This is a genomic window from Flavobacterium sp. GNP008, from assembly GCF_056428965.1.
In genome coordinates this window covers 93859-115654 of record NZ_JBWJVL010000004.1, presented here as the reverse complement: position 1 = coordinate 115654, position 21796 = coordinate 93859, and the positions used below count along the sequence as shown (strand labels likewise).

Sequence of the window (21796 nt, the reverse complement as noted above, 5' to 3'; positions counted from 1 at the left end):
GTAAATCTATATGAGTAACAACACGGAAACGATATAAAAATAAAATGGACCACAAGGAACTAAATATTTACTTTAAGCATACAAACCTATAAACTTTCAGTCTATAGTGGTTTATTCTTTTTAGCTACTTTCGGTACTTTACTTTTAGCAAATAATTCTCTGAATTTATTGTAATCCAAAGTAATGACGAAAGCAATTCCGGTTTCAACTACCTCACCTTGAAGCGCTACTTGATATTTATTTATGCGGTATACTCTCATTTTATACCTTCCATCTTTAGAGAGTTGGTAATCCAGAGATACATCTCCGGCAATATTATTCGCATTTTGATTAATTTGTTGTGGCCCTTCGATTCCAAAACTACTTCCTACAGTTACCTTTAGTCTGTCGTTCAACAGTTTTTTAGAAATACCAACATTTAAATCGGTTTTGTTTTGGCGCTGACCCGTGGTATAATCATCTGTAGTATTCAAATCAAAATTGAGTTCCACACCACTAATTAAATCTCCAGCTAGATTATTGAGTTGTTGGGACAGAATTTTACTCGCACTTTCTCTAGCTAATGACGAAACATTAGTACCTCCAGTTTCGCTGGCAAATGGATTTTCTCCAATAAAACGGTTGAGTAGGAGTAGTGCAAAAACCTGTTTGTTCATCTCGTCTGGTTGTTGACGTAGTTGCACTAATTTTGCTTGTGTTGTATTAATAATTTCGGTAGATACACTATTGTTTCCTTCTGGTAAAACGATATCAAACGAAATGGAAGGTTTCATTAATTCTCCGGTCATTTTCAAACGGGTTTCAAACGGAATCTTTTGTTTGTATGTGTTTCTGACTTGGGCAGTAACCGCCCCTAATTGGTCGTTTATCAAATCAATTGGTGCTGCTTCTGTTTTATAAATGGCGGTAATACTAATATCAGCTGTTGTAGGTTCTCCAGTCCATAAAATATAACTTCCTGGTTTGATATCAAATTTTCTTTTGATTGCATTAAAGTTCATCTCGTAACTTCCCTCGGATAATTCATAGCGTCCAGTCAATGTAGTTTTTCCAGAAGGATCAATTCCACCGTTTAGTTGTGCTTCTCCTTTTAATTTAAGGAAATCTCCATTGGCTTTGTCAATATTCAGAGACAGTTCAGCTTCCTTATCTATTTCAATATTTACTGAGGCATTAATTCCTTTTATTTCCATTTCACTTTTTATTTCCTCCATTGAAACAGTTCCTAATAATTGTGGATTGTCTTGATCAATGAACTCTACAATTCCTGCTCTATCCGCTATTGAGGGATCTGATTGTGGTAAAACAATAGTAAACTTTGTGTCTTTGTTAATCTTGATATTTCCCTCTACAATCGGATTGTCTATTGTTCCTCTTACTTTTAAGTGGTTGTCCAAATACAATTCTCCGTAGTATAAATCATTGTCTTTGGCTTCGGAATTAACTGCTTGAAAGTTATCGGCATCAATGGATAAATCAAACCCAAAATTGCTAAAATTAGCGCTATCAATCTTTCCGTTAATGGCTAAATCATTTTCTTTTTCATCTTTTATAATAAAATTGTTAAAAAGAATTGCGTTAGGTGTAAAAACAATTTTATCGTTTAAAGACTTAAATTTTGCATTGAGCTGCTTTACTTTGAAACCAATTTCATTGAACTTTAATTCTCCAATTACCTCGGGCTGGGTTGTATTTCCTGTTATTTTAAAATTCCCTGTCAAGAATCCCGTGCTTTCAGTAATGTTATTCAAAGTGAAACCCTGAATACTTTTTAAGTTCAATTTGTCAATGTCGAGATTCATGTCAAAACTGCTGCTTGTCGTCTTGTAATTCCCTTCTAAATTGACTTGATTTCCCTGACCTGTAATGGCAATTTCGGCATCATATTGGTTAGCAATCACATTATTTACTTTGATACTGATGTTTCCGATTGTATCTTTTTTGAAAGTAAAATTTTCAATGTTTAAGTCTGAAGTAAAAAGAGGAGTAGTACTTATATTTTTAACCAATGCATTTCCATTGATTTTACCGCTCATTTGTAAATCATCTTTCTCAACGATACTGGTAATGGTTTTTATGTCAAAATCTTTGAAATCAATTGCTATAGGAGCATTAGCTTGTTGCGATTGTGATTGTATAAGGATTTTACTTCCATCTTTACTCAATTCGAAAGTATCAGCATAAATTCCTGTTTTGCCAAAGCGAATTAAGTTGTCTTGTGTTATTTTCCAAGATTCATAGTTCAGCAATAAATTATTTGGGTCAAGATTGATTTCGTTATTCCCGTTCAAAGCTTTTAATGTTCCTGCAATTAAGTATCTTTCTTTGTCTTTTGAATCTTTTAATTGCACCGTATAATCCACAATATTGTTTTGCACTTTACCTGAAATACTGGTGTGTGGCAATTGAATTTGTTTGTTTTGAATATCATCCACAATAAAGCTGTAAACAAGTGAATTGTCTTTGGTATCTACTTTAAGGACAGCATTTGTAATAGTGTTTTCTCCATAAATTAACTTTGGAATTGTACCATTCAAAACAATAGAATCGTTAACAGAATTATACCTTCCTTGTATGTTAATAGGTTCTAAACTTTTCAATTCAGGAATCAGTTTTAATAGAATTGGACTGTCTTTTACGCCAATTTTAAAAACAAATTCTTGTTTTCCCACAGCTGTTTTTCTGGGACTTGGTTTACTGTCATAATACTTTGCAATAGAATTTGAGAAAGCAGTTGCTATTTTTGATAACTTGTATTTTCCATTGGCATCTACATCCAAAAACGGTGATTTCAATAGGAATGTATTCTTTTCAGCGCTGGAAGTTGCCACTGCGGTAATAGAATCAATTACAAATTCTTCTTTTGCATTTACTATGGTAATGTTGCGTGCAAATACAGTTCCGTTGAGGTAATCGAGATTTGCCGATTGAATATCAGCATCTACAACGCCTCTTATTTTCAATGGGCCAGCGTGCAGATTTAGTTTTTCTAAATCAGCGATATCTACATTCAGTTTTAGTTTTCCGGTAGGGTATTTGTCCTTGAAACTGCCGCTGCTCACCAAATCAAAAGTTAGATTAGGATCTTTTGCAAAAGCAGTTGCATTGAAATTTCCGTTGCGAATAGTTCCTCTTACGGCTACATTTTTGTAGGTATATTTATTATAATACGCTTTTAGAACAGTTCCATTTAAAGATGCAGTTGCGGTTTTTGGATCGAATCCAGTTCCCTTTATATTGGCTTTTAAAGTTACTTTTCCAATAGAATCATTTTTGATAAATTTTCCTAAATCAAAATTAGTAAGTTCCGTTTGAGCATCGTATTTCTCGTTATTTTTTCTACTTTGATCGAAGGTAGCTTTGATTTTTGCATTTCCAAAACTACTGGTTATGTTCATATTGGTATTAAAATTAGCGATGGTTCCTTTAAAAATTCCTTTGGCGCTGAATTTTGAAGGTAACTGAATCGAATTTGGAATTGTTCCTTTGGGTAAGAAGCCAACAAAATCTTTTGCACCTGATTGTAAATCTTTAATATTCAAATCAAAATAGGCTTTGTTTACATCTGGTAAACCTATGATACTTCCGGCAGCGGCTACTTTTGTAGTTCCAATACCGCTAATCTCAATAGATGGGAATTCAATATTATTCAATTTCCCTGTTACGACCCCATTAATCGACAGGATTGCATTGGGATTGCTCATGAAAGGATTTGTCTTGTTTAAAGTAGGAGCAAAAAGTAAAATGTCTTTAATCCCTAGTTTGCTTTTCTTTAAATAAGCTATAAGGCCTAATTCACCCGGGTTTTCATCTAAAGATTCAATGGATGGATACCCAATACGGATTTCGTCTCTCAATTCCGTCTGGGGTGTTTTTAAGTATAATTTTTTAAGAAAAGCATTCTTTTTTCCATAGAAAAATTCAGCATTAAAGGACTGAATATTCAATCCGCTTTGTTCTTTTACGGTCAAGGAATTGGCATTTCCGGATATATTTTCGGAATTGTAATTCAGGAAATCAACTTGTAAGTTTAAATTAGTAAGATTCAAATGGTTGTAATCGATCCCTTTTGGTATTGTTGCAACGTTATTATTATCATACCGAAAATTAACTCGTTTGAACGTTGTGTTTTTTATTTTGACTTCCCAGTTGTTGGAGTTTACTACAGTAGTTTCTTTTTTTATTTTGGCTTTATTCAATTTACCAAAAGTCAAAGCACCTTCCACACCCGTTAGATCAATACTTTCTATAATGGCGAATTGATTATTAAGATCAATTTTGTCAATTTTGGCAAGAAGTTTTTTCAAATAAAAAGTTGTCCTTACTTTTGTTTCTTCACTTTCGTAATCAAAATCAATTTTTGCCAGATCAATTTCTCCCAATTTTAATTTGAAAATGGATTCTGGTTCGTTTTTTATTGCGGCGGCTTTAGTTGCTTTGGAAATTTGAACGATACCTTGTTTTAATTGGAACTTTAAGCCATTAATTTTTGCTTTTGGAATTTCAAAGTTCATGTGTTCTAAATCGAAGGTTTTAATGTTTGTTTCAAAATGATTTAGATTGGCATAAATATTATTTTTTGTAACGAAATCATTGTATTTGAATTGAATTCGATCCAACTTAATTTCTTCCACAGAAAACTGCATCGGAGGCGAATCCGTTTTCTGTTTCTCTGGTGATGCAAATGCTTTAATGATGTATTCAAAATTAAAAATAGCTTTTGAATCTCTATTTAAATGAGCAGAAATCCCTTCTAAATGAACGGATTTGATTTCGACTTTATTGTTCATTAACTGGAACAGACTAATATCTACAGCTAATTTTTCTCCAGCAAAAAGGGTGTCTTTTTTCTGATCTTCAAAATAAACTCCTTGAAGAATTATTTTTTTTGGAAATTCAATTGCGAGGCTATCAATGGTGATTTTAGTTTTTATTTTTCCTTCCAGATAGAGTACGGCTTTTTCTTTAGCATAATTTTGAACCGATGGAATTTGAATAATGACCACCAGTATTAAGAACAATAGAATTAAGGATCCTATTATCCAAAGGAAAATCTTTAAACTCTTCTTTAAATATTTTTTCAAATGATATTTTTTTTTGGTTAAAAATAACCAATTTAAATCAGAATTACAATTTCAATCTTAAACAAAATTAACTGCAAAGTTCTAAAATTGAAAGTAAAATAGGTTATAAAATTCAAAAATAAAGTTGTAAAATTTCTGGAATACAATCAGAGTTGATAGCTTATCGTTTAAGTTTTATAAATTGGAATTTCATTGAAATTTTGAGCGTTTTTTTCGTCTAATAAAATATCTTTTACAGCCATTAATATGGCTTTATTCGAGGTGAATAATTCCCTATTAAAATTAATGATAGTAGTGATGTCAATATTTTCTATGGGAGTAAGTTGTGCTTGAGAATAAAAAGAGTTGAGTCCTTTTGTGTAGTTTTTTTGGATTACATTAAAAAGTACTTCAAGCTCTGTAAAAAGGGAGTTTTGTTCTTTATTCAGAAGCATATTTAATTGCAAATAGAGATTCTCAGTTTCTTTTTTATGATACAGAAAAAACTGGTATTTGATTTCTTTGGATGAGCGGCTGAGGTTTGTAATATCAGCGCTAATGTCTTTTACACTTTTTACTGCGTGCATGGAACTTCGCACTGCCGAAATCAATTGGTTGAGTTCTGAATTTTGTTCACTGTTTAATTTTGTTCTTAATTTTAAATAGAAGGCCTGTAATTCTCCTTGTAATTGTTTCAGAAATTCATATTTTTCCTCACTAGTTTTCGAAGTATAATTCTTTTGCTCATTGATTTCCAGATAATCAATCTGTTTTTGGAAAACGGGAGTATCGATTTTGAATAATTCCAGGTTAAAAAGCATTGAATTGTGAATAAAATAAATTGTTTCTCTTCGAAATAAATCGAGAGCGGTTTCGGTTTCTTCAACAGAGGCGTGGCTAATGTAAGCGGCTGTAGTAACATCAGAATTTTTAAAAAAACGTTCCAAAAATTTAGTAAATAAATTTAGAACCGGAAGAAATAGTACAATTGCTAATAAGTTAATCAGACTTGAAAAGGCAACCAAACCGATAAGTGGATCTTTGATTTTTATGACATCTGTAATTAGGAATAAAATGGGTTTTAGTACTACAAAAGCAATTGCAGTAATGAATATGTTGAACAATAAATTGCCCAATGCCACCCGCTTCTTAGAAGCATTTCCGCCAATTGCACTTAATAAAATTTTTATGATAGTTCCGGTTTCACCGCCTAACACGATTGCAGCTGCCATAGGAAAAGCTATTGCTTCTGCGTTTAATGCGCTTAATGTTAATGCCATAGTTACGGAACTAGACTGAACAATTAGCGTAATCAGAAAGCCAATAATGAGAAAAATGATTAGTGGCATCTCAGTATATCGTGAAAAATCAAAATGCTGCACCTGAGCTTCCATAGCGGTTTTCATAAATGAAAGTCCGATGAACATTAAACCAAATCCCAAAAGAAAATAGGAAAGATACTTGAACTTCTTGCGGTTTCCCAATAGAATAAGAAGAAAGCCACCCAGACAAACTGCTGGATAAGCAATTATTTCAATATTAGTTTTAAAACCCAATGTTGCAACTAACCAACTAGCAATTGTTGTTCCCAAATTGGCGCCAAGTATAATGGCCATTGCATTTTTCATGGTAAAAACTCCTGCTCCTACAAATGCCAAAACCATCAACGAAACCATAGAGCTGCTTTGGAGTATTCCAGTAACGATTGTTCCACCTACAACTGCACCAATATCGGTTTTTGTAATGCGTTGTAGAAATAATTTGAAACTTCGCCCAGAGAGGTTTTTTAGGGATTCCTCCACTAAATACATGGCGAAAAGGAATAAACCTACGCCTGCAGCAAGTTTTAGTATTGTATAGATGGTTTCCATAGCTAAAATTAGTACTAAAGATACTTATAATTAATAGTAAAATCTTGGCAAAGTGTTAACTTCTATTTTTTTGGAAGTTATTAATGGGTTGTTTTTTTAAATACGAAACTATGACTTTTAGAACTGCAGTTTGAGCGGATTGTTTTTTAAAGGGGGGATTTATGAGATTAATAATCAGAATAATCAGTTGGGTATAAAAATGTAATGTCTATATGAGAAATATTGTTTTTATATTTTTCCATAGCTATTAGTCCTTTCCATTCTGGAGAATTTACAAAGGTTTCCCAATGTGCATCTCTACTTTCCTGATTTGCAAAAGTGGTCATATACATCAAATTTGGCATCTTAGCCCCTGAAATAACTTCACCGTAAAAAACGGCATTAAAAGCAAGACGATCAAAAAGTTTTATTTCACCGCCTGCATTGAACATATCCACTTTATTTTTATAAATCGCTTCGGTTGCTGATTCATAGCTTCTTAATTCATATACTCTATTGGTTCTGGAATTATTCAGCGCTGGTTTTGTCAATAAAGGGTGATCTGAAAAAGCCTTTAATAAAACAGATTCTATTCGCAAATAATTCGATTGCTTATAAGTAGCCTTTAAATATGGGGCTCCTGTAGACAAATACATTTTGTCTTCTGCCAATTTTTCGTCAAGTGTAAGAAATTCTTTCATAGATGAAAATGGGATTAATACGATAGTTTTTTTTATTGTATCCTTGGTACTGGATTTTGGTTTAAATACTCCAATATTTTTGATCCCCAGTTTTTTTAACCCCGGTAAATATGCTTCTTTCAAATAAAAATCAGTGGCTTGTTCTTGTTTTTCAGTATTGAAAATATACGTTTTTATTTGGTAAAATTCTCTGGTTTTTGCTGGATATTGTACTTCGAAAACAGCATTAGGAATTGATTTAAAACTGATTACGGTAAAAAGGATTAGTAGCGCGAAAAATATTTTTGTTAATTTCATTCGTAGTTTTTTTGTTGAGCGTAACATGCCAGTAGATGTATAAAAGTATAAAAAAGGATTTATTTTTTAAGTTTAGAATTTAGAATTTTTAAAAAATTTCAAAATACTGTATTGTAGAACATCACGACTGTTTTTAATCCTTCACTTTTCGTACTGCATTTCGTTTTTTTTTAATTTGAATGTTTCTCCTTTCGCAGGTATTACATCTGCAATTTTGGCGTCTTGGAATAAACAAGAATGGTTTAAATTCGGGTTGTTACTGATTTTGTAATAATCACTTCTTTTGCGGTTTAATGTTTGGCGCGTATTCATTTCAATCAGTTTGATTAGGGAAAATCAAATCGCTTAATGAATTTTTTATCGAAGAACAAGACATCATGTAAAAAATTGTGCTCCTGTAAATAGCCTTATCAAAAGAAATAATGTCAAGTTTTGATTTAGATAATTTATTAACATACCAAATCTGGGCTACTTCCTGCTTTTATAACTGCAATTTAAAACTATTGTAAATGCCTTTTGTAATTAATTGAACGAACCTCTATATTCTAAAGGCGATTGATTCGTTTTATTTTTAAACAGTTTGCTAAAAGACTGTGGGTATTCAAAGCCAAGTTGGTATGCAATTTCACTTACTGATAAAGAAGTTGTAGTTAAAACTTCCTTAGCTTTTTCAATTATCTTATCGTGAATGTGTTGTTGTGTACTTTGTCCCGTGAGAGAACGTAACATATCACTTAAATAATTGGGGGATACAGTTAGTTGTTCTGAAATATATTGAACAGTTGGAAGACCGAGTTCTTCTACTTTGGTACTGTTAAAATAATTACGGAGCAGTTCTTCAAGGGTACTCAATAAATCATTGCTTGCATTTTTGCGGGTAATAAACTGACGGTTATAAAACCGGTTAGAATATTGAAGTAATAATTCAATATGCGATAGTATGACATCCTGACTGAAGCGGTCAATCGAAGAAAGATACTCTTGTTGAATATTATTCATAATACCTGCAATCATCACTTCTTCTTTATCGGAAAGATGCAATGCTTCATTTACGGCATAAGTAAAATAGCCGTAATCTTTTATGTTTTTTGCCAATGAATAATTGTTGATGAAGTCAGGATGAATAACAAGCCACATTCCTGAAAGAGCAATATCATCATCAAGTACGGTTGATATTACCTGGCCTGGAGAAAAAAAAGTCATTATGCCTTCATCAAAATCATAATAGTTTTGACCATATTTTACTTTTCCTTTAAAATCTTTTTTAGTACAAATTGAATAAAAATTGTAGACCACGCTTTTGATACTTTCATCAAAATGACATTTTATTTCATTCAGATTAATAACGCTTACTAATGGATGTTCTGGTTTTGGCAGTTCCAATAAACGATGCAATTCTGAAATCGAATTGATAATATATGGAATGTTGTTTTGTTTTTTCATAAAATAAATTATTACTACAGTAGGATAATCTATTTGTAAAGATAGCCTTTCCTACTGATTAGTATTGTTTATTGATCAATAGCAGCCATATTTGCTTCATCATAACGCGCTCCAGTAATGGTTCCTAAAGGAATGATATTCTCCAGACGATTTAAATCCTGAACGCTTAATTTAATTTCTGCGGCACTACAATTTTCTTCGATATACTTCACACGTTTTGTTCCGGGAATTGGTAAAATACCTTTTGAAACAATCCAAGCAATAGCTAATTGTGAGGGTGTTATTTTTTTTTCAGTAGCCAATATTTTTATTTCATTTACCAAGGCAATATTTTTGTAAAATTGTTCACCTTGAAAACGAGGTAAACTTTTTCTAAAGTCAGTGTCAGGAAAATCATCAGGGCTTTTGATATCTCCAGAAATAAATCCTCGCCCTAGTGGGGAGTAGGCCACAAATCCGATTCCAAGATCTTGAAGTGTTTTTAAAATTCCCGTCTCTTCTACGCCACGCTCAAACAAAGAATATTCTGTTTGCACCGCAGTCAAAGGATGAATAGTATGTGCTTTTTGTATGGTCTCCGATGAAACTTCCGAAAGTCCGATGTGGCCAATTTTTCCTTCTTTTACCAATTCAGCCATTGCCGCAACAGTTTCTTCAATAGGCGTGTTTGGGTCTAAACGATGCAAGTAATACAAGTCAATATAATCAGTTCCCAAGTTTTTAAGCGAACGCTCCACGGCTTTTTTTACATAATCCTTTGTGCCGTTGAATTGCCAAGTCAATTGCTCGTTATCATCGATTTCATACCCAAATTTTGTGGCAATGGTATATTGATTTCTGTTTCCTTTAATGGCTTTGGCGACAAGCCTTTCGTTTAGCAAAGGGCCATATAAATCGGCAGTATCCAAGAAGTTGTATCCTAGTTCTAATGAACGGTGAATAGTAGCGATAGATTCGGCTTCATTTGCTTTTCCATATATATCCATTCCTGCAATTTGGGTCATTCCCATACAACCTAATCCTACTTTTGGAACAAAAAGTCCTTGACTTCCTAATTCGATTTTTTTATTGTCGTTCATCTTTTTTATTTAATGGTGAATTATAAAATAACAATGCAAATATCAGTACATGATGCTGTAGTAAAGTAACTGAATCTCTTATTCTTGTATCCAAAACGAGGAAATGGAGCTTCTATAATTAAATTCCTATTGCAGGCTCACAAAATTGTCGCTTTTAGGAAAAATGCTCAACGCTTCAATGGCAATTTCGGGAGTAGGAGAGGCTAGTTTTCGAAGTTTGGTGTCCATCCAAGCACCATCAACCGTTATTGTTGCGCAAAGCTTTTTATCTTCATTTAAAAACTCATGAACTATAGACCAACGGGAAGCATCAGCATTTATTTTTGAGGTTTTGGTATGCATGAAAATTTTGTCAGAAAGTTTTATTTCTTTTCTAAAAACACATTCTTCCCTAAAAAGAATTGGTCCAAAACTTTGTGCTTGCATCACTCTCATTGTTAAACCTAAACTTTCCAGAATCTCGATACGATGTTGTGCACCAAAGTCATAATAAGCACTGTGTCGTAAATGAAAATTTGGGTCAAGATCAGACCAACGAAAGGATAATTCTTTGATAAATGAAGTCATTGTTGTTGTTGTTGTTAAATTATTTTGAGAATGCTTTTACGATTATATTTTAATAAAAGTAAATAGGTTATTGAAAGTCGAAAATACAAATAAAAACGGAAACAAATTACGGTATACATTGCTTTTCTAAAGCTTTTTATTATAAAGAAGTAAAAATAAAAAAAAACATTTGTTGATTATTCTGTTTTAAAAAATATTATGGCGTGTCTTTTGCATAAGAAATTAAGATTGTCCAATTCAGGATAATAGAAATCTACAGGTGTATGAAAAAAGTAATTTTGATGTTACTACTTACAAGTGGTATTTATGCTCAAGAACAAGTGTATAATGTGCAACGATATTGCATCGATGAGAAACCTTTCAAACAAGGGGAATGCAACATTGCAGGAAATGAATATTCCTTTGTATTTATAGATACGAATAAGCGAGATGTAGTATTTTTTCTCACGGATACAAAAATGAAATATAAGATTGTAGACTCCAGTATTTTTTCCAAAGATAGAAATTATAGGTCTTATACATTAGAAAATGGAGAGGGACAAGTAGAGATGAGAGTACACCAACAACATACAAAAATCGAATTTCTGTATCCAAATAATCACATTTATTTGACGGTAGGAAAGTCTACTAAAGGAACAAATTAAAAAAGGAAATCACGGACAAAAGTTTTATTATGATCCGCACTGTCATGCTCCTAACGAAACATAACAGGTGCGGTTTTTTTAATAGATCTATTGATTTATGACTTTAAAATTTCTTCCAACACTTTTTTTCCGTTTTCATTGTTTGGATCCATTTCTACTGATTTTTTATAGTTGATAATCGCCAGCTTTTTATCTCCGTTTTTCAAATAGGCTTCTCCTAAACTATCGTAGGCATTTCCTGATTTTGGAAACGCTTCAACATTTAGTTTAAAAACGGCTATCGCCTCTTTGTTTTTTCCAGATTGTAACAATTGATAACCCAGACCGTTCATTTCGTTTTCGGTGGCAGCATAGGTATCTGATTTTTTGTTTTCATTAAAATACTCGAGTCCAGATGCGATTCCTTTGTCCTGAATAACAGCTGCTAAAGCATTGGCTAATGATTTTTTAGGCAAACTGTACGGCTTATTGTATAGAATGTTTCTAATTGCTATATTCATCTCATTTAAGTTTGTACCGCCGGTATTATTTAGTAATACCACTAGATTTTTGTCAGACGGAATACGGGATAGCAAGGTATTGAATCCATTTATCCCACCGCCATGCTCAGTAATCAGAATGCTCTCCTTTTTTTCTCCATTGAAAGCCTCATTAATAAACCATCCGTAACCATATTGTCCCGGTCCTGCAGGGATATAGGAATTAAATAACAGCTCTTTATTTTTTGTCGAAAGTAACTGTTCTGTGTACAGTGCTTGATCCCATAAATACAAATCATCGACGGTTGCATACAAAGAACCAGCAGCGTAAGGAATAGATAAATCAAGATAGCTGGCATTGCTGTAGTTTTTACCGTTTTTCTCATAACCGGAAGCTCTGTTTTTCAGAATGGTTTCGTGGTGATCGAATCCTGTATTATTCATTTTGAGTGGTGTAAGAATATTGTCTTGCAAAAACTGCTCATAGGTTTTACCGGAAACTTTCTCAATGATGTAACCCAATAAAAAATAACCGGAATTGCTGTATGCAAATTTTTCGCCCGGTGTAAATTCGAGCGGTAGGTCAGCGAATTTTTTTACAAATGCTTCTGGGCTGTACGAATTGAAACTTAATTCTTTTACGAAATTAGGAAAGGAAGTGTAATTCGGAATTCCAGAGGTGTGCGTCAGTAAATGATGAATACTGATTTTATCGCCCAATGCTTTAGGATAATCAGGAAGATAGGTTGAGATAGGAACATCCAACTTTAATTTTCCCTGCTCAACTAATTGAAGTATTAGCATGGCGGTAAATTGTTTGGTAACGGAACCCAATCGGTGTTTGGTATCCGGTTGGTTTGGAATATTCCATTCCATGTTTGCCATTCCAAATCCCTTTTTATAAATGACTTTACCTGCGTCAGCAACAAGGATAGAGCCGTTAAATTGCCCGTATTCTGAATATAGATTCATCAACTTATCGATTTGTTCTGCTTTGGTTTGTCCAAAGGAAACCGGTATTGTAATGAGCTGGATAAATAGACCAATTAGGATTGTTTGTACTGCAAAATGTTTGGAACGTTGTTTCATGATGATTGTTGGTTTTAGTGATTGATGTTGTATGAATGAATTAAAGAATAGTTTTGTTCTTTGTGCCTTATTGTTATGGGCACGGATTGCAAATCCGCGCTATCGGGACATCCAAATCAAACTTTCTAAACAGTGAATATTCCTCTAAAAATTCTTTATTCATTTTATGTCGTTTACTTGTGTTGAACTTATTTGCAGTTTGGTTGTGCTATAATGACCGCTAACGTCCTGCTACTACAACGGGTTTGGGATTAAATTAAGCCCTATTTTCGGATTTGCCAAATCTTCCAAATATAAAACCAACTTCCCATTAAGCCAATTGCCCAAATTGCTCGTAGCGTGTGTTAGCTGACGCCCTTAATTACCGTCGATTAAATAATCTTCAATTTCAGTTTCTTCAATTCTAATTTTTGAAGGGTCGGTAACTAGAACTGTTTTATGAGTAATTTCGATTTCGACTTTTAATTTTAAAACTAATTTGCCTTCATTCTTATAATCTTTCGAAATTATTTTCCAGTCAATCTCTATTTCTGCATCTTCGAGTAACGGTTTAATTGCCAAATCATCAAAACCCATCGCATCTTCGCTTACTAATATTTTTTTAAGAGGAATTATTTTTCCTGTTTTATTCTCTTTATTTATAAAAGTATCATAAGAATGTTTTACCATTGGCATTAAATAGTGACCTCCTTTTGTAACGGTATCTAAATCTTGGAAATCTCCATTGAATTTGAGTAATATTTTAAATTCTTCGATAGGATCATTACCAATATTGTGTATTCTAAAGAAAAAATTAAAATAGCTATTATTTATTTTGTAATGATAAGGTGAGGGATTACTGAATTTAAAAGCATCGAATAAACTACTGTTAGCTAATAAACTATCACTTATAGTCGCGGGGATATTTTTTTGTCTATAATTAGTAATTGTCTTTCTAAATTTTACATTTCCTTCTAATTCATTTTTATCATTTTGAAATGTTACATAAGCATTTTTGCTTGTCTTGTAATTTTGACTTTTAATGTAGTAGTCATAAGTTAGTTTATTTTCATCTATTAAATCAACAATTGTCTCCCAACAAAAAAGATGAATTTCAAACAATCCAGCCTTTTTATTATCTAAGTTTTTTTGTCTTATGTAAGCTTGAATTTTGCTGTCATTTAATGCAGTTGTTGCAAAATATAGTTTTTTTAATTTTGGACTAAATGTTTTTGCTTTTTCAATCTCATTGTCAATTTCTTTTTCAGTAAATTGAGGATGATTGTCGTTATATTCGCTTTTGCCTTTACATTGAATTCCGAAATATTCTTCTTCTAAGTTAGGTATTCCAAAAATATCAACTCCAGATTGCTCTTGGCCTAGTCGACCGTTTTTTTGTATTTCAGCACAATTCCATATTTCACCCCATAATTTTTTACAGAGTGTTTCAAAATCTTGCCAATTCGCTGGTCTTCTTAGTGTTTTTGTTGATTCCAAGGAGTTTTGTTTTTACGTGATGTTTCTAGGGTGCCAGCTAACTAGTGTATACTAGCTACAAACTAGCGCATATACACCCGAAATCGGTATGCTTTACGCCATAAATAGCTTTTCGATTGTTCTGCTAATGTAGTTTATTTATTACGAATTATTGGTATTGAAATTCTAAAGTAATCGAATAGAAACAAATAAATGTAGGAATCAGATTTCATAGCCCCGATAGCAGCGGCATCCTTTATGTTCTTTCTTTGTGGACATAAAGATATAGCGAATTGCTTCACCAGTTCGGCTTCCAGCCTAGTGTGCGGGAAATGGCTCCAAATTCCGCCAGAATCATAAACCCTCTTAAATGTCAACTTGTCAGATTTTTTTACGCCAATTTTAACATAAACTGACAATTTAATAGTTGGTTTTGTATTGGCACAAAGATTGACTTATCGACTTCGAGTCATTAAAACAAGTATACAATAAAATTAAATATATTAAAAATGGGTAAAATAATCGGAATTGATTTAGGTACGACCAACTCTTGTGTTTCTGTAATGGAAGGTAATGAAGCAGTTGTTATTCCTAATGCAGAAGGAAAAAGAACAACACCATCTATCATCGCTTTTGTTGAAGGTGGAGAGATTAAAGTAGGAGATCCTGCTAAAAGACAAGCGGTAACTAATCCAACTAAGACTATTGCTTCTATCAAACGTTTTATGGGTCATTCTTTTTCAGAGGTTTCTGCTGAAGCAAAAAGAGTTTCTTATTCAGTAGTAAAAGGGGACAACAATACACCACGTGTGGATATTGACGGTCGTTTATACACTGCTCAAGAATTGTCAGCGATGACACTTCAAAAAATGAAAAAAACAGCTGAAGACTATTTAGGTCAAACTGTTACTGAAGCAGTTATTACTGTTCCAGCTTACTTTAATGATGCACAACGTCAAGCTACAAAAGAAGCGGGTGAAATTGCAGGTCTTAAAGTAATGCGTATTATCAACGAACCTACTGCTGCTGCATTGGCATACGGTTTAGATAAAAAAGGTAAAGATCAAAAAATTGCTGTTTACGATTTAGGTGGAGGTACATTTGATATTTCTGTTCTTGAATTAGGAGACGGAGTTTTTGAAGTGTTGTCTACAAACGGTGATACTCACTTAGGTGGAGATGATTTTGACCACGAAATTATTGACTGGTTAGCTGACGAATTTAAAACTGAAGAAGGTATTGACTTGCGTCTTGATCCAATGTCATTGCAACGTTTGAAAGAAGCTGCTGAGAAAGCAAAAATTGAATTGTCTTCTTCTGCTGAAACTGAAATCAACTTGCCATACGTTACTGCTACGGCTTCAGGACCAAAACACTTAGTTAAAAAATTAACTAGAGCTCAATTTGAAAAATTAACTGATTCTTTAGTAAAACGTTCTATGGCACCAGTGGCTAAAGCGTTGAAAGATGCAGGTTTAACTGTTTCTGATATTGACGAAGTTATTCTTGTAGGAGGTTCAACTCGTATGCCAAGAATTGCTGAAGAAGTGGAAAAATTCTTTGGTAAAAAAGCATCTAAAGGAGTTAATCCTGATGAGGTTGTTGCTATTGGAGCAGCGATTCAAGGTGGAGTTCTTTCTGGAGATGTAAAAGATGTATTGTTACTTGACGTTACACCTTTATCTTTAGGTATCGAAACTATGGGTGGTGTTTTGACTAAATTAATTGAGTCTAACACAACTATTCCAACTAAAAAATCTCAAGTTTTCTCTACAGCTGCCGATTCTCAACCAACAGTTGAAATCCACGTTTTGCAAGGAGACAGAGCTATGGCAGTTGACAACAAAACTATTGGTCGTTTCCATTTAGATGGTATACCACCAGCTCCAAGAGGGGTTCCACAAATTGAAGTAACGTTTGATATTGATGCGAATGGTATCATCAAAGTTTCGGCAACTGACAAAGGAACTGGAAAATCTCACGATATTCGTATCGAAGCTTCTTCTGGATTGACTTCTGAAGAAATCGAAAGAATGAAAAAAGATGCAGAAGCTAATGCTGATTCTGACAAACTTTTAAGAGAAAGAGCAGAAAAATTGAACGAAGCTGATGGAATGATCTTCCAAACTGAAACTCAATTGAAAGAATTAGGATCTAAATTATCAGATGACAACAAAGTTGCTGTTGAATATGCATTGACTGAATTGAGAATGGCACACCAATCTCAAGACATTCCTGCAATTCAAACGGCTCTTGACAACATCAACGCTGCTTGGAAAAAAGCAACTGAAGCGATGTATGCTCAAGGAGAACAAGGTCAAGGTGAAGCACAGCCACAAGGTGATGCTGCTCAAGGAGACAATGTTGAAGACGTTGAATTCGAAGAAGTAAAATAATAATTTCCTGTAGAGAGGCACTGCAGTGCGTCTTTACTGTTGATTTAAAACCGTTCACCTTTGGTGAACGGTTTTTTTTATAGATTTTTTTTATTGTTTTTTAATATGGAACATTCGGGTAATAACCACTGCATGAGGAAATGTTATGGCAGCCAAAAAGGAGAAAAATAAGGCATTGAAAAGTTGTTCTTCTTTAAATAGGAAATACAGAACCGTAATTCCCATTATTGAAATGAACCAATAAATTGCAGCAGCGCGACAATAGGTTAGAAAATGCCTGAAGGAATAATTACCATGTAAAAATTTTATTTGGTCGATTATAGAAGGTATACTATGCCAGAAGACAAAATACAAAGCAAAGCCCCAAATCAAGCTGGAGGATTTGAAAATGATAGAAAACAGGATAAGATGAAAAATCTCTGTGAGAAGCTTTTTCCTAATTTGTTTTGATTTCCAATAAATGTAACCGCTTAAAGTAAGCACTACACCGCCACTACTGCTTACCAATCCGGTAATGTAAATAGGTGCAATGCTAATGTTGGAAATGTTCCATATAACCTGAATCACCTCGTTTCGGTGAAAGTTAAATAACAGCAACAAAATAAATAATCCATAAGAAAACTGGAATGCGATTAAAATCCATTGCGAGAAGTCCTCTTGTAAATCTTGCCATTGCTGTTCTCCAAAATGATAGGAACTGACAACTATAAATAATAATAACGCAAACCAAGGTAAGATGTAAAATAAAAATGCTCCGGATAGTACTACCACTAAATAATAACGGGGTATTGTAAGGTGTGCACTCGGTCTTTTTTTCGAATTTATATTTTCAATTAGTAGCAAATCATTCGCTCCATGTAAAATTCCAAAGGTAAAAATTAAAAAGAATCCGGTAAATAATTGTAAATCAGTCGAAAAATAAGAATCCATCCATAATCCAAAAAAGCTTGCTACGATTGAGATATTTGAATATTTCATAAAAATTTTAATTATTGTTTAAAAATAAGAAAAATATAATAAACAAAAAGCATTTTAATTGTCTAACTTTTATTATATTTGATTAAACAAAAATCAATTAAAATAATACATTTATGACAAACTTTATGTTTATTTCAGGATTAGTCGGAAAATTGTCTCCAACCGATTATGTAGGATTTACTTTCTTTGTGGGTTGTATGGCAATGATGGCAGCTGCAGCTTTTTTCTTTTTGTCTTTAAACCAATTTGATAGAAAATGGCGAACATCAGTGCTAGTTTCAGGATTAATCACGTTTATTGCTGCTGTACATTATTTCTATATGAGGGATTATTGGGCAACGTTTGGTGAATCGCCTACATTTTTTCGATATGTAGACTGGGTTCTTACAGTACCATTAATGTGTTTAGAATTTTATTTAATACTAAAAGTAGCTGGAGCAAAACAATCTCTTTTATGGAAAATGATAATTTATTCTATAATAATGCTAGTTACAGGTTATCTTGGTGAAGTCGTATTCACGGACAGTGCAGCCCTCTGGGGATTCATTTCAGGAGTTGCTTATTTTGCTATTGTTTATGAAATCTGGTTGGGTGAGGCTTCAAAATTAGCCGTAGCTGCTGGTGGCGAAATTCAAAAAGCACATAAAATTTTGTGTTGGTTTGTTCTTGTCGGTTGGTCTATCTACCCTTTGGGTTACATGATGGGAACTACAGGTTGGTACAATGGATTGATTCCAGCTGGAAATATTGATGTTGTTTATAATATTGCCGATGCAATCAATAAAATTGGATTTGGTTTAGTAATTTATAATTTAGCAGTAAAGTCACAAAAAGATTAGTTCCTTTTTTCATGTTTAATTGTAAAACCGAATTAGTAATAATTCGGTTTTTTTTTGTGGCAATGGATTAAATAAAATACCCGACCTTTTTAGAAAGTCGGGTGTTTTATTTGTAGACAGTTTGAAATGCGTAGCTATTCTATACTACTATTTTAGGTTGCAACCACACTGGGTATCACAAAAAAAAGGGAAAATGTTGTTAAACATTTTCCCTTTTTAATTAATTATTTAGGATCTAAGGCCTCCCCAATTCTAGAGATCAAATCGAGTACATGGTATTTACTCATTCGGTCTGACATTCTTGAAGAAGACATCTTTAAATCATTTTTTAGACTAGTAAGTTGTCCACGTGCAATAGAAGGTAAATCGGTTTGTGCTAAATTCACTCTTCTTGTATTGAAACCATAGGTTACGCCCACTGGAACTGATCGAACTTCTGCTGAACCAGGCTTTAACATGCCAATCATCTTGTCAACATACAATTTCTGAATGTTTCTGCGATACATATCAATAGAACTGTTGCTCTTTAATTCAGAGAAAATTCCTTTGTTCAAATCATTTATTAATTCATCAACGGAGTAATTGTCTTTGCTTGCAGTAGACGTCTCTAAAAGACGAACCATTCTGTCACCCGCTAACAAGCTTGTTAATGTTGCATCTTGCATCCCTTTGATTGCTTCAACGCCACTTTCTGGGTTGATTTTTGAAAGGATGTTTTGATCCAATAACCATTTAGGAGTAGTAAATAATTGAGTGTTCAAGAACGATACGGCCTCTTTTTGAATGCTTTTTGGAACTACTTGAAATTGATTTCCAGTCATGTCATACGTTTTAGGACTATCGTATATTCCACCAACATTTTTAGTCACATGGCCCATATATCGTCTGAACTGTCCTGTAAGTGCTCCATAAAGTTCGTCAAGTTCCGCATAACTTTCGCCATCTTCTTTAGACCATTCCAATAGATTAGGTAAAATTCTTTTTAAGTTTTTAATACCGTATTCTGAAGCTTTCATGGCATTATCCCCAATATCTTCAGTTTGATATCTTGGATCATAAGGGCTGGATTCAGAACCAAACCATAAACGATTATTCTTGTACGCTTCCTTAGTCATTTCATTCAAGAAGGCTTTTTCTTGCGCTTCGTTTTTGGTGTCTTCAAAATAAGAATACCCCCATTTTATAGCCCATTTATCATAATCTCCAATTCTAGGAAATAAGGCTGTAACACCATCTTCTGGTTGCGCTACATAATTGAAACGTGCATAATCCATGATAGATGACGTATGTCCATTTTTCTCTTGGTACTCTTTATCTCTTAGTTTTTCAACGGGTGTTGCTGAACTGGCTCCCATATTATGACGTAACCCTAAAGTATGCCCTACTTCATGAGAAGAAACGAAACGGATCAGCTCTCCCATTAATTTATCATCAAACTTTTTTGATCTGGCTGCAGGATCTACTGCTGCAGTTTGAATCATGTACCAGTTTCTTAAAAGACTCATGATGTTATGGTACCATCCAATGTGACTTTCCAGAATTTCTCCACTTCTAGGATCATGAACATTTGGTCCATACGCATTTTGAATTTCAGCAGCAAAATATCTTAGAACAGAGAAACGAGCGTCTTCCAGACTCATAGTAGGATCGTTTTCTGGCCAATATTCTCCCCGAATTGCATTTTTCCAACCTGCATTTTCAAAGGCAATTTGCCAATCATCAATACCTTGTTTGATGAATTTTTTCCATTTTTCTGGAGTAGCCGGATCGATATAATAGACGATCGGTTTCAAAGGTTCAATTAATTCTCCCTTTTTTTGTTTTTGAGCATCTTCGGGCGATTTAGGTTCTAAGCGCCATCTTACTGCAAATACTTTGGTATCTGATTTTTGAGATTCTTCCTCAAAAACACCATATTGGTTTGCAAAATACCCCACACGAGCATCAAATTCTCTTTTGCGCATTGGATTTTTTGGTAATAAAATCATAGAAGTATTCATTTCTACGGTAATCACACCAGCATCTAAAGCAGAAGGTAAATCTACTCCAATTTTTGGAGTAGGTGTAGTATTGATTTTTGGAGGGGTTGTTGTAAAAGTCTTTACACTTCTAATTTCAGTATTAATGGGAAAACTACTTACTTTTGAGATAAATGATTTATCTTTTTGAAATGTTTGAATGTTTAATAATTGTTTTTTAATTGGATCTAAAGAGAATGTTTGAACATCAGCATCGAAAGTTGTAGATAAATCAATTACATAACCGGTAATCTTACCTGAAGCATCCTTTTTATAGGCCAAAACGTCATAATTCCCAACAATAGGATCTGAGGTTGAATTTTTTACCGCTTGAGCCATTGGTTTGTCTTCGTCAGGGGACATAATCACATACGTGATCGATCGGAGCAGAATATTATTGTTTAGCCCTTTTTCCCAACGCACAACTTGTCTGTTGATTTCTTCTCCACCAAAAATCCCTCCACCGGCAGGAGTCTTAGAATATCGGGTAATGGTCATCATCTCGCTTCCTAAAATTGAATCGGGAATTTCAAAAAGATATTTGTTGTCCACTTTATGAACATCAATCAATCCTCTTTGAGTAACGGCACTTGAATCAATTACTTTTAAGTAAGGTTTAGGTTCTTTCTTAGCGTCAGCAGATTTGCTGTCTACTTTTGCAGCTGCGTTTTTATCTGCTTTTCTTTTTTTTCTACTTTGAGCGAAGGACTCTTGAGCTGAAAAAATTAACAGAAATACAATAATTAAGGTTAGTTTTTTTTTAAACATTTAGTTAAACATATAATAGTTAATAATTAGTTTTACTCAATAAATAAAAGATTCTTCTATTTATTGACCATTAAGTTTCAAATCTATTGATATATTTTTAAAAATATAGAATTAAGTACAGCATTTTTAA

The 21796-nt window shown here is 33.4% G+C and carries 14 protein-coding genes; 3 read left to right on the top strand and 11 right to left on the bottom strand.

Translation table 11 applies throughout. The features are described from left to right. Positions 1 to 101 precede the first annotated feature (101 nt). The 7 genes from AC0608_RS12415 to AC0608_RS12385 form a co-directional block, all read right to left on the bottom strand. Positions 102 to 5084, bottom strand: a complete 4983-nt coding sequence (locus tag AC0608_RS12415) for a translocation/assembly module TamB domain-containing protein (protein ID WP_478289267.1) — start codon at positions 5082 to 5084, stop codon at positions 102 to 104. Between the two features lie 167 nt (positions 5085 to 5251). Then, a complete protein-coding gene (locus tag AC0608_RS12410) occupies positions 5252 to 6934 on the bottom strand; it encodes a Na/Pi cotransporter family protein (protein ID WP_478289266.1) in 1683 nt (560 codons plus the stop codon). Positions 6935 to 7101: 167 nt separating this feature from the next. Beyond that, positions 7102 to 7911: an NIPSNAP family protein gene (locus AC0608_RS12405; protein ID WP_478289265.1), complete on the bottom strand. Its 810-nt coding sequence runs from the start codon at positions 7909 to 7911 to the stop codon at positions 7102 to 7104. Positions 7912 to 8052: 141 nt separating this feature from the next. Next, complete coding sequence (locus tag AC0608_RS12400) at positions 8053 to 8223, bottom strand: hypothetical protein (protein WP_478289264.1); 171 nt, start codon at positions 8221 to 8223, stop codon at positions 8053 to 8055. Positions 8224 to 8433: 210 nt separating this feature from the next. After that, positions 8434 to 9354 carry a helix-turn-helix domain-containing protein gene (locus tag AC0608_RS12395; RefSeq protein ID WP_478289263.1) on the bottom strand — a complete coding sequence of 307 codons (921 nt, stop codon included), beginning with the start codon at positions 9352 to 9354 and terminating at the stop codon, positions 8434 to 8436. Positions 9355 to 9422: 68 nt separating this feature from the next. Continuing rightward, positions 9423 to 10433: an aldo/keto reductase gene (locus AC0608_RS12390; protein ID WP_478289262.1), complete on the bottom strand. Its 1011-nt coding sequence runs from the start codon at positions 10431 to 10433 to the stop codon at positions 9423 to 9425. 126 nt (positions 10434 to 10559) lie between these two features. Next, on the bottom strand, positions 10560 to 11000 hold the full coding sequence (locus AC0608_RS12385; RefSeq protein ID WP_417961580.1) for an acyl-CoA thioesterase: 441 nt from the start codon (positions 10998 to 11000) through the stop codon (positions 10560 to 10562). A 281-nt stretch (positions 11001 to 11281) separates the two neighbouring features. On the opposite strand from AC0608_RS12385, the gene AC0608_RS12380 reads away from it, so the two are divergent. Further along, complete coding sequence (locus AC0608_RS12380; protein WP_478289261.1) at positions 11282 to 11644, top strand: hypothetical protein; 363 nt, start codon at positions 11282 to 11284, stop codon at positions 11642 to 11644. 95 nt (positions 11645 to 11739) lie between these two features. On the opposite strand, the gene AC0608_RS12375 is transcribed toward AC0608_RS12380, so the two are convergent. Together AC0608_RS12375 and AC0608_RS12370 are read right to left on the bottom strand one after the other, a co-directional pair. Then, a complete protein-coding gene (locus AC0608_RS12375) occupies positions 11740 to 13212 on the bottom strand; it encodes a serine hydrolase (protein WP_478289260.1) in 1473 nt (490 codons plus the stop codon). A gap of 357 nt (positions 13213 to 13569) precedes the next feature. Next, positions 13570 to 14688 (bottom strand): restriction endonuclease, encoded by a 1119-nt coding sequence (locus tag AC0608_RS12370; protein WP_478289259.1) that lies wholly within the window; start codon positions 14686 to 14688, stop codon positions 13570 to 13572. Positions 14689 to 15176: 488 nt separating this feature from the next. On the opposite strand from AC0608_RS12370, the gene dnaK reads away from it, so the two are divergent. Continuing rightward, positions 15177 to 17063: a molecular chaperone DnaK gene (gene dnaK, locus AC0608_RS12365; protein ID WP_417961568.1), complete on the top strand. Its 1887-nt coding sequence runs from the start codon at positions 15177 to 15179 to the stop codon at positions 17061 to 17063. A 90-nt stretch (positions 17064 to 17153) separates the two neighbouring features. On the opposite strand, the gene AC0608_RS12360 is transcribed toward dnaK, so the two are convergent. Then, a complete protein-coding gene (locus AC0608_RS12360; protein ID WP_478289258.1) occupies positions 17154 to 18041 on the bottom strand; it encodes a Brp/Blh family beta-carotene 15,15'-dioxygenase in 888 nt (295 codons plus the stop codon). Between the two features lie 113 nt (positions 18042 to 18154). Between AC0608_RS12360 and AC0608_RS12355 the strand changes: the two genes are divergently transcribed. Beyond that, positions 18155 to 18880, top strand: coding sequence for a bacteriorhodopsin-like (locus tag AC0608_RS12355; protein WP_417961564.1), 726 nt, complete (start codon positions 18155 to 18157; stop codon positions 18878 to 18880). 224 nt (positions 18881 to 19104) lie between these two features. On the opposite strand, the gene AC0608_RS12350 is transcribed toward AC0608_RS12355, so the two are convergent. Beyond that, the gene (locus AC0608_RS12350) at positions 19105 to 21666 is read right to left on the bottom strand and encodes a zinc-dependent metalloprotease (RefSeq protein WP_417961562.1); all 2562 of its coding nucleotides are present in this window, start codon (positions 21664 to 21666) and stop codon (positions 19105 to 19107) included. Positions 21667 to 21796 lie beyond the last annotated feature (130 nt).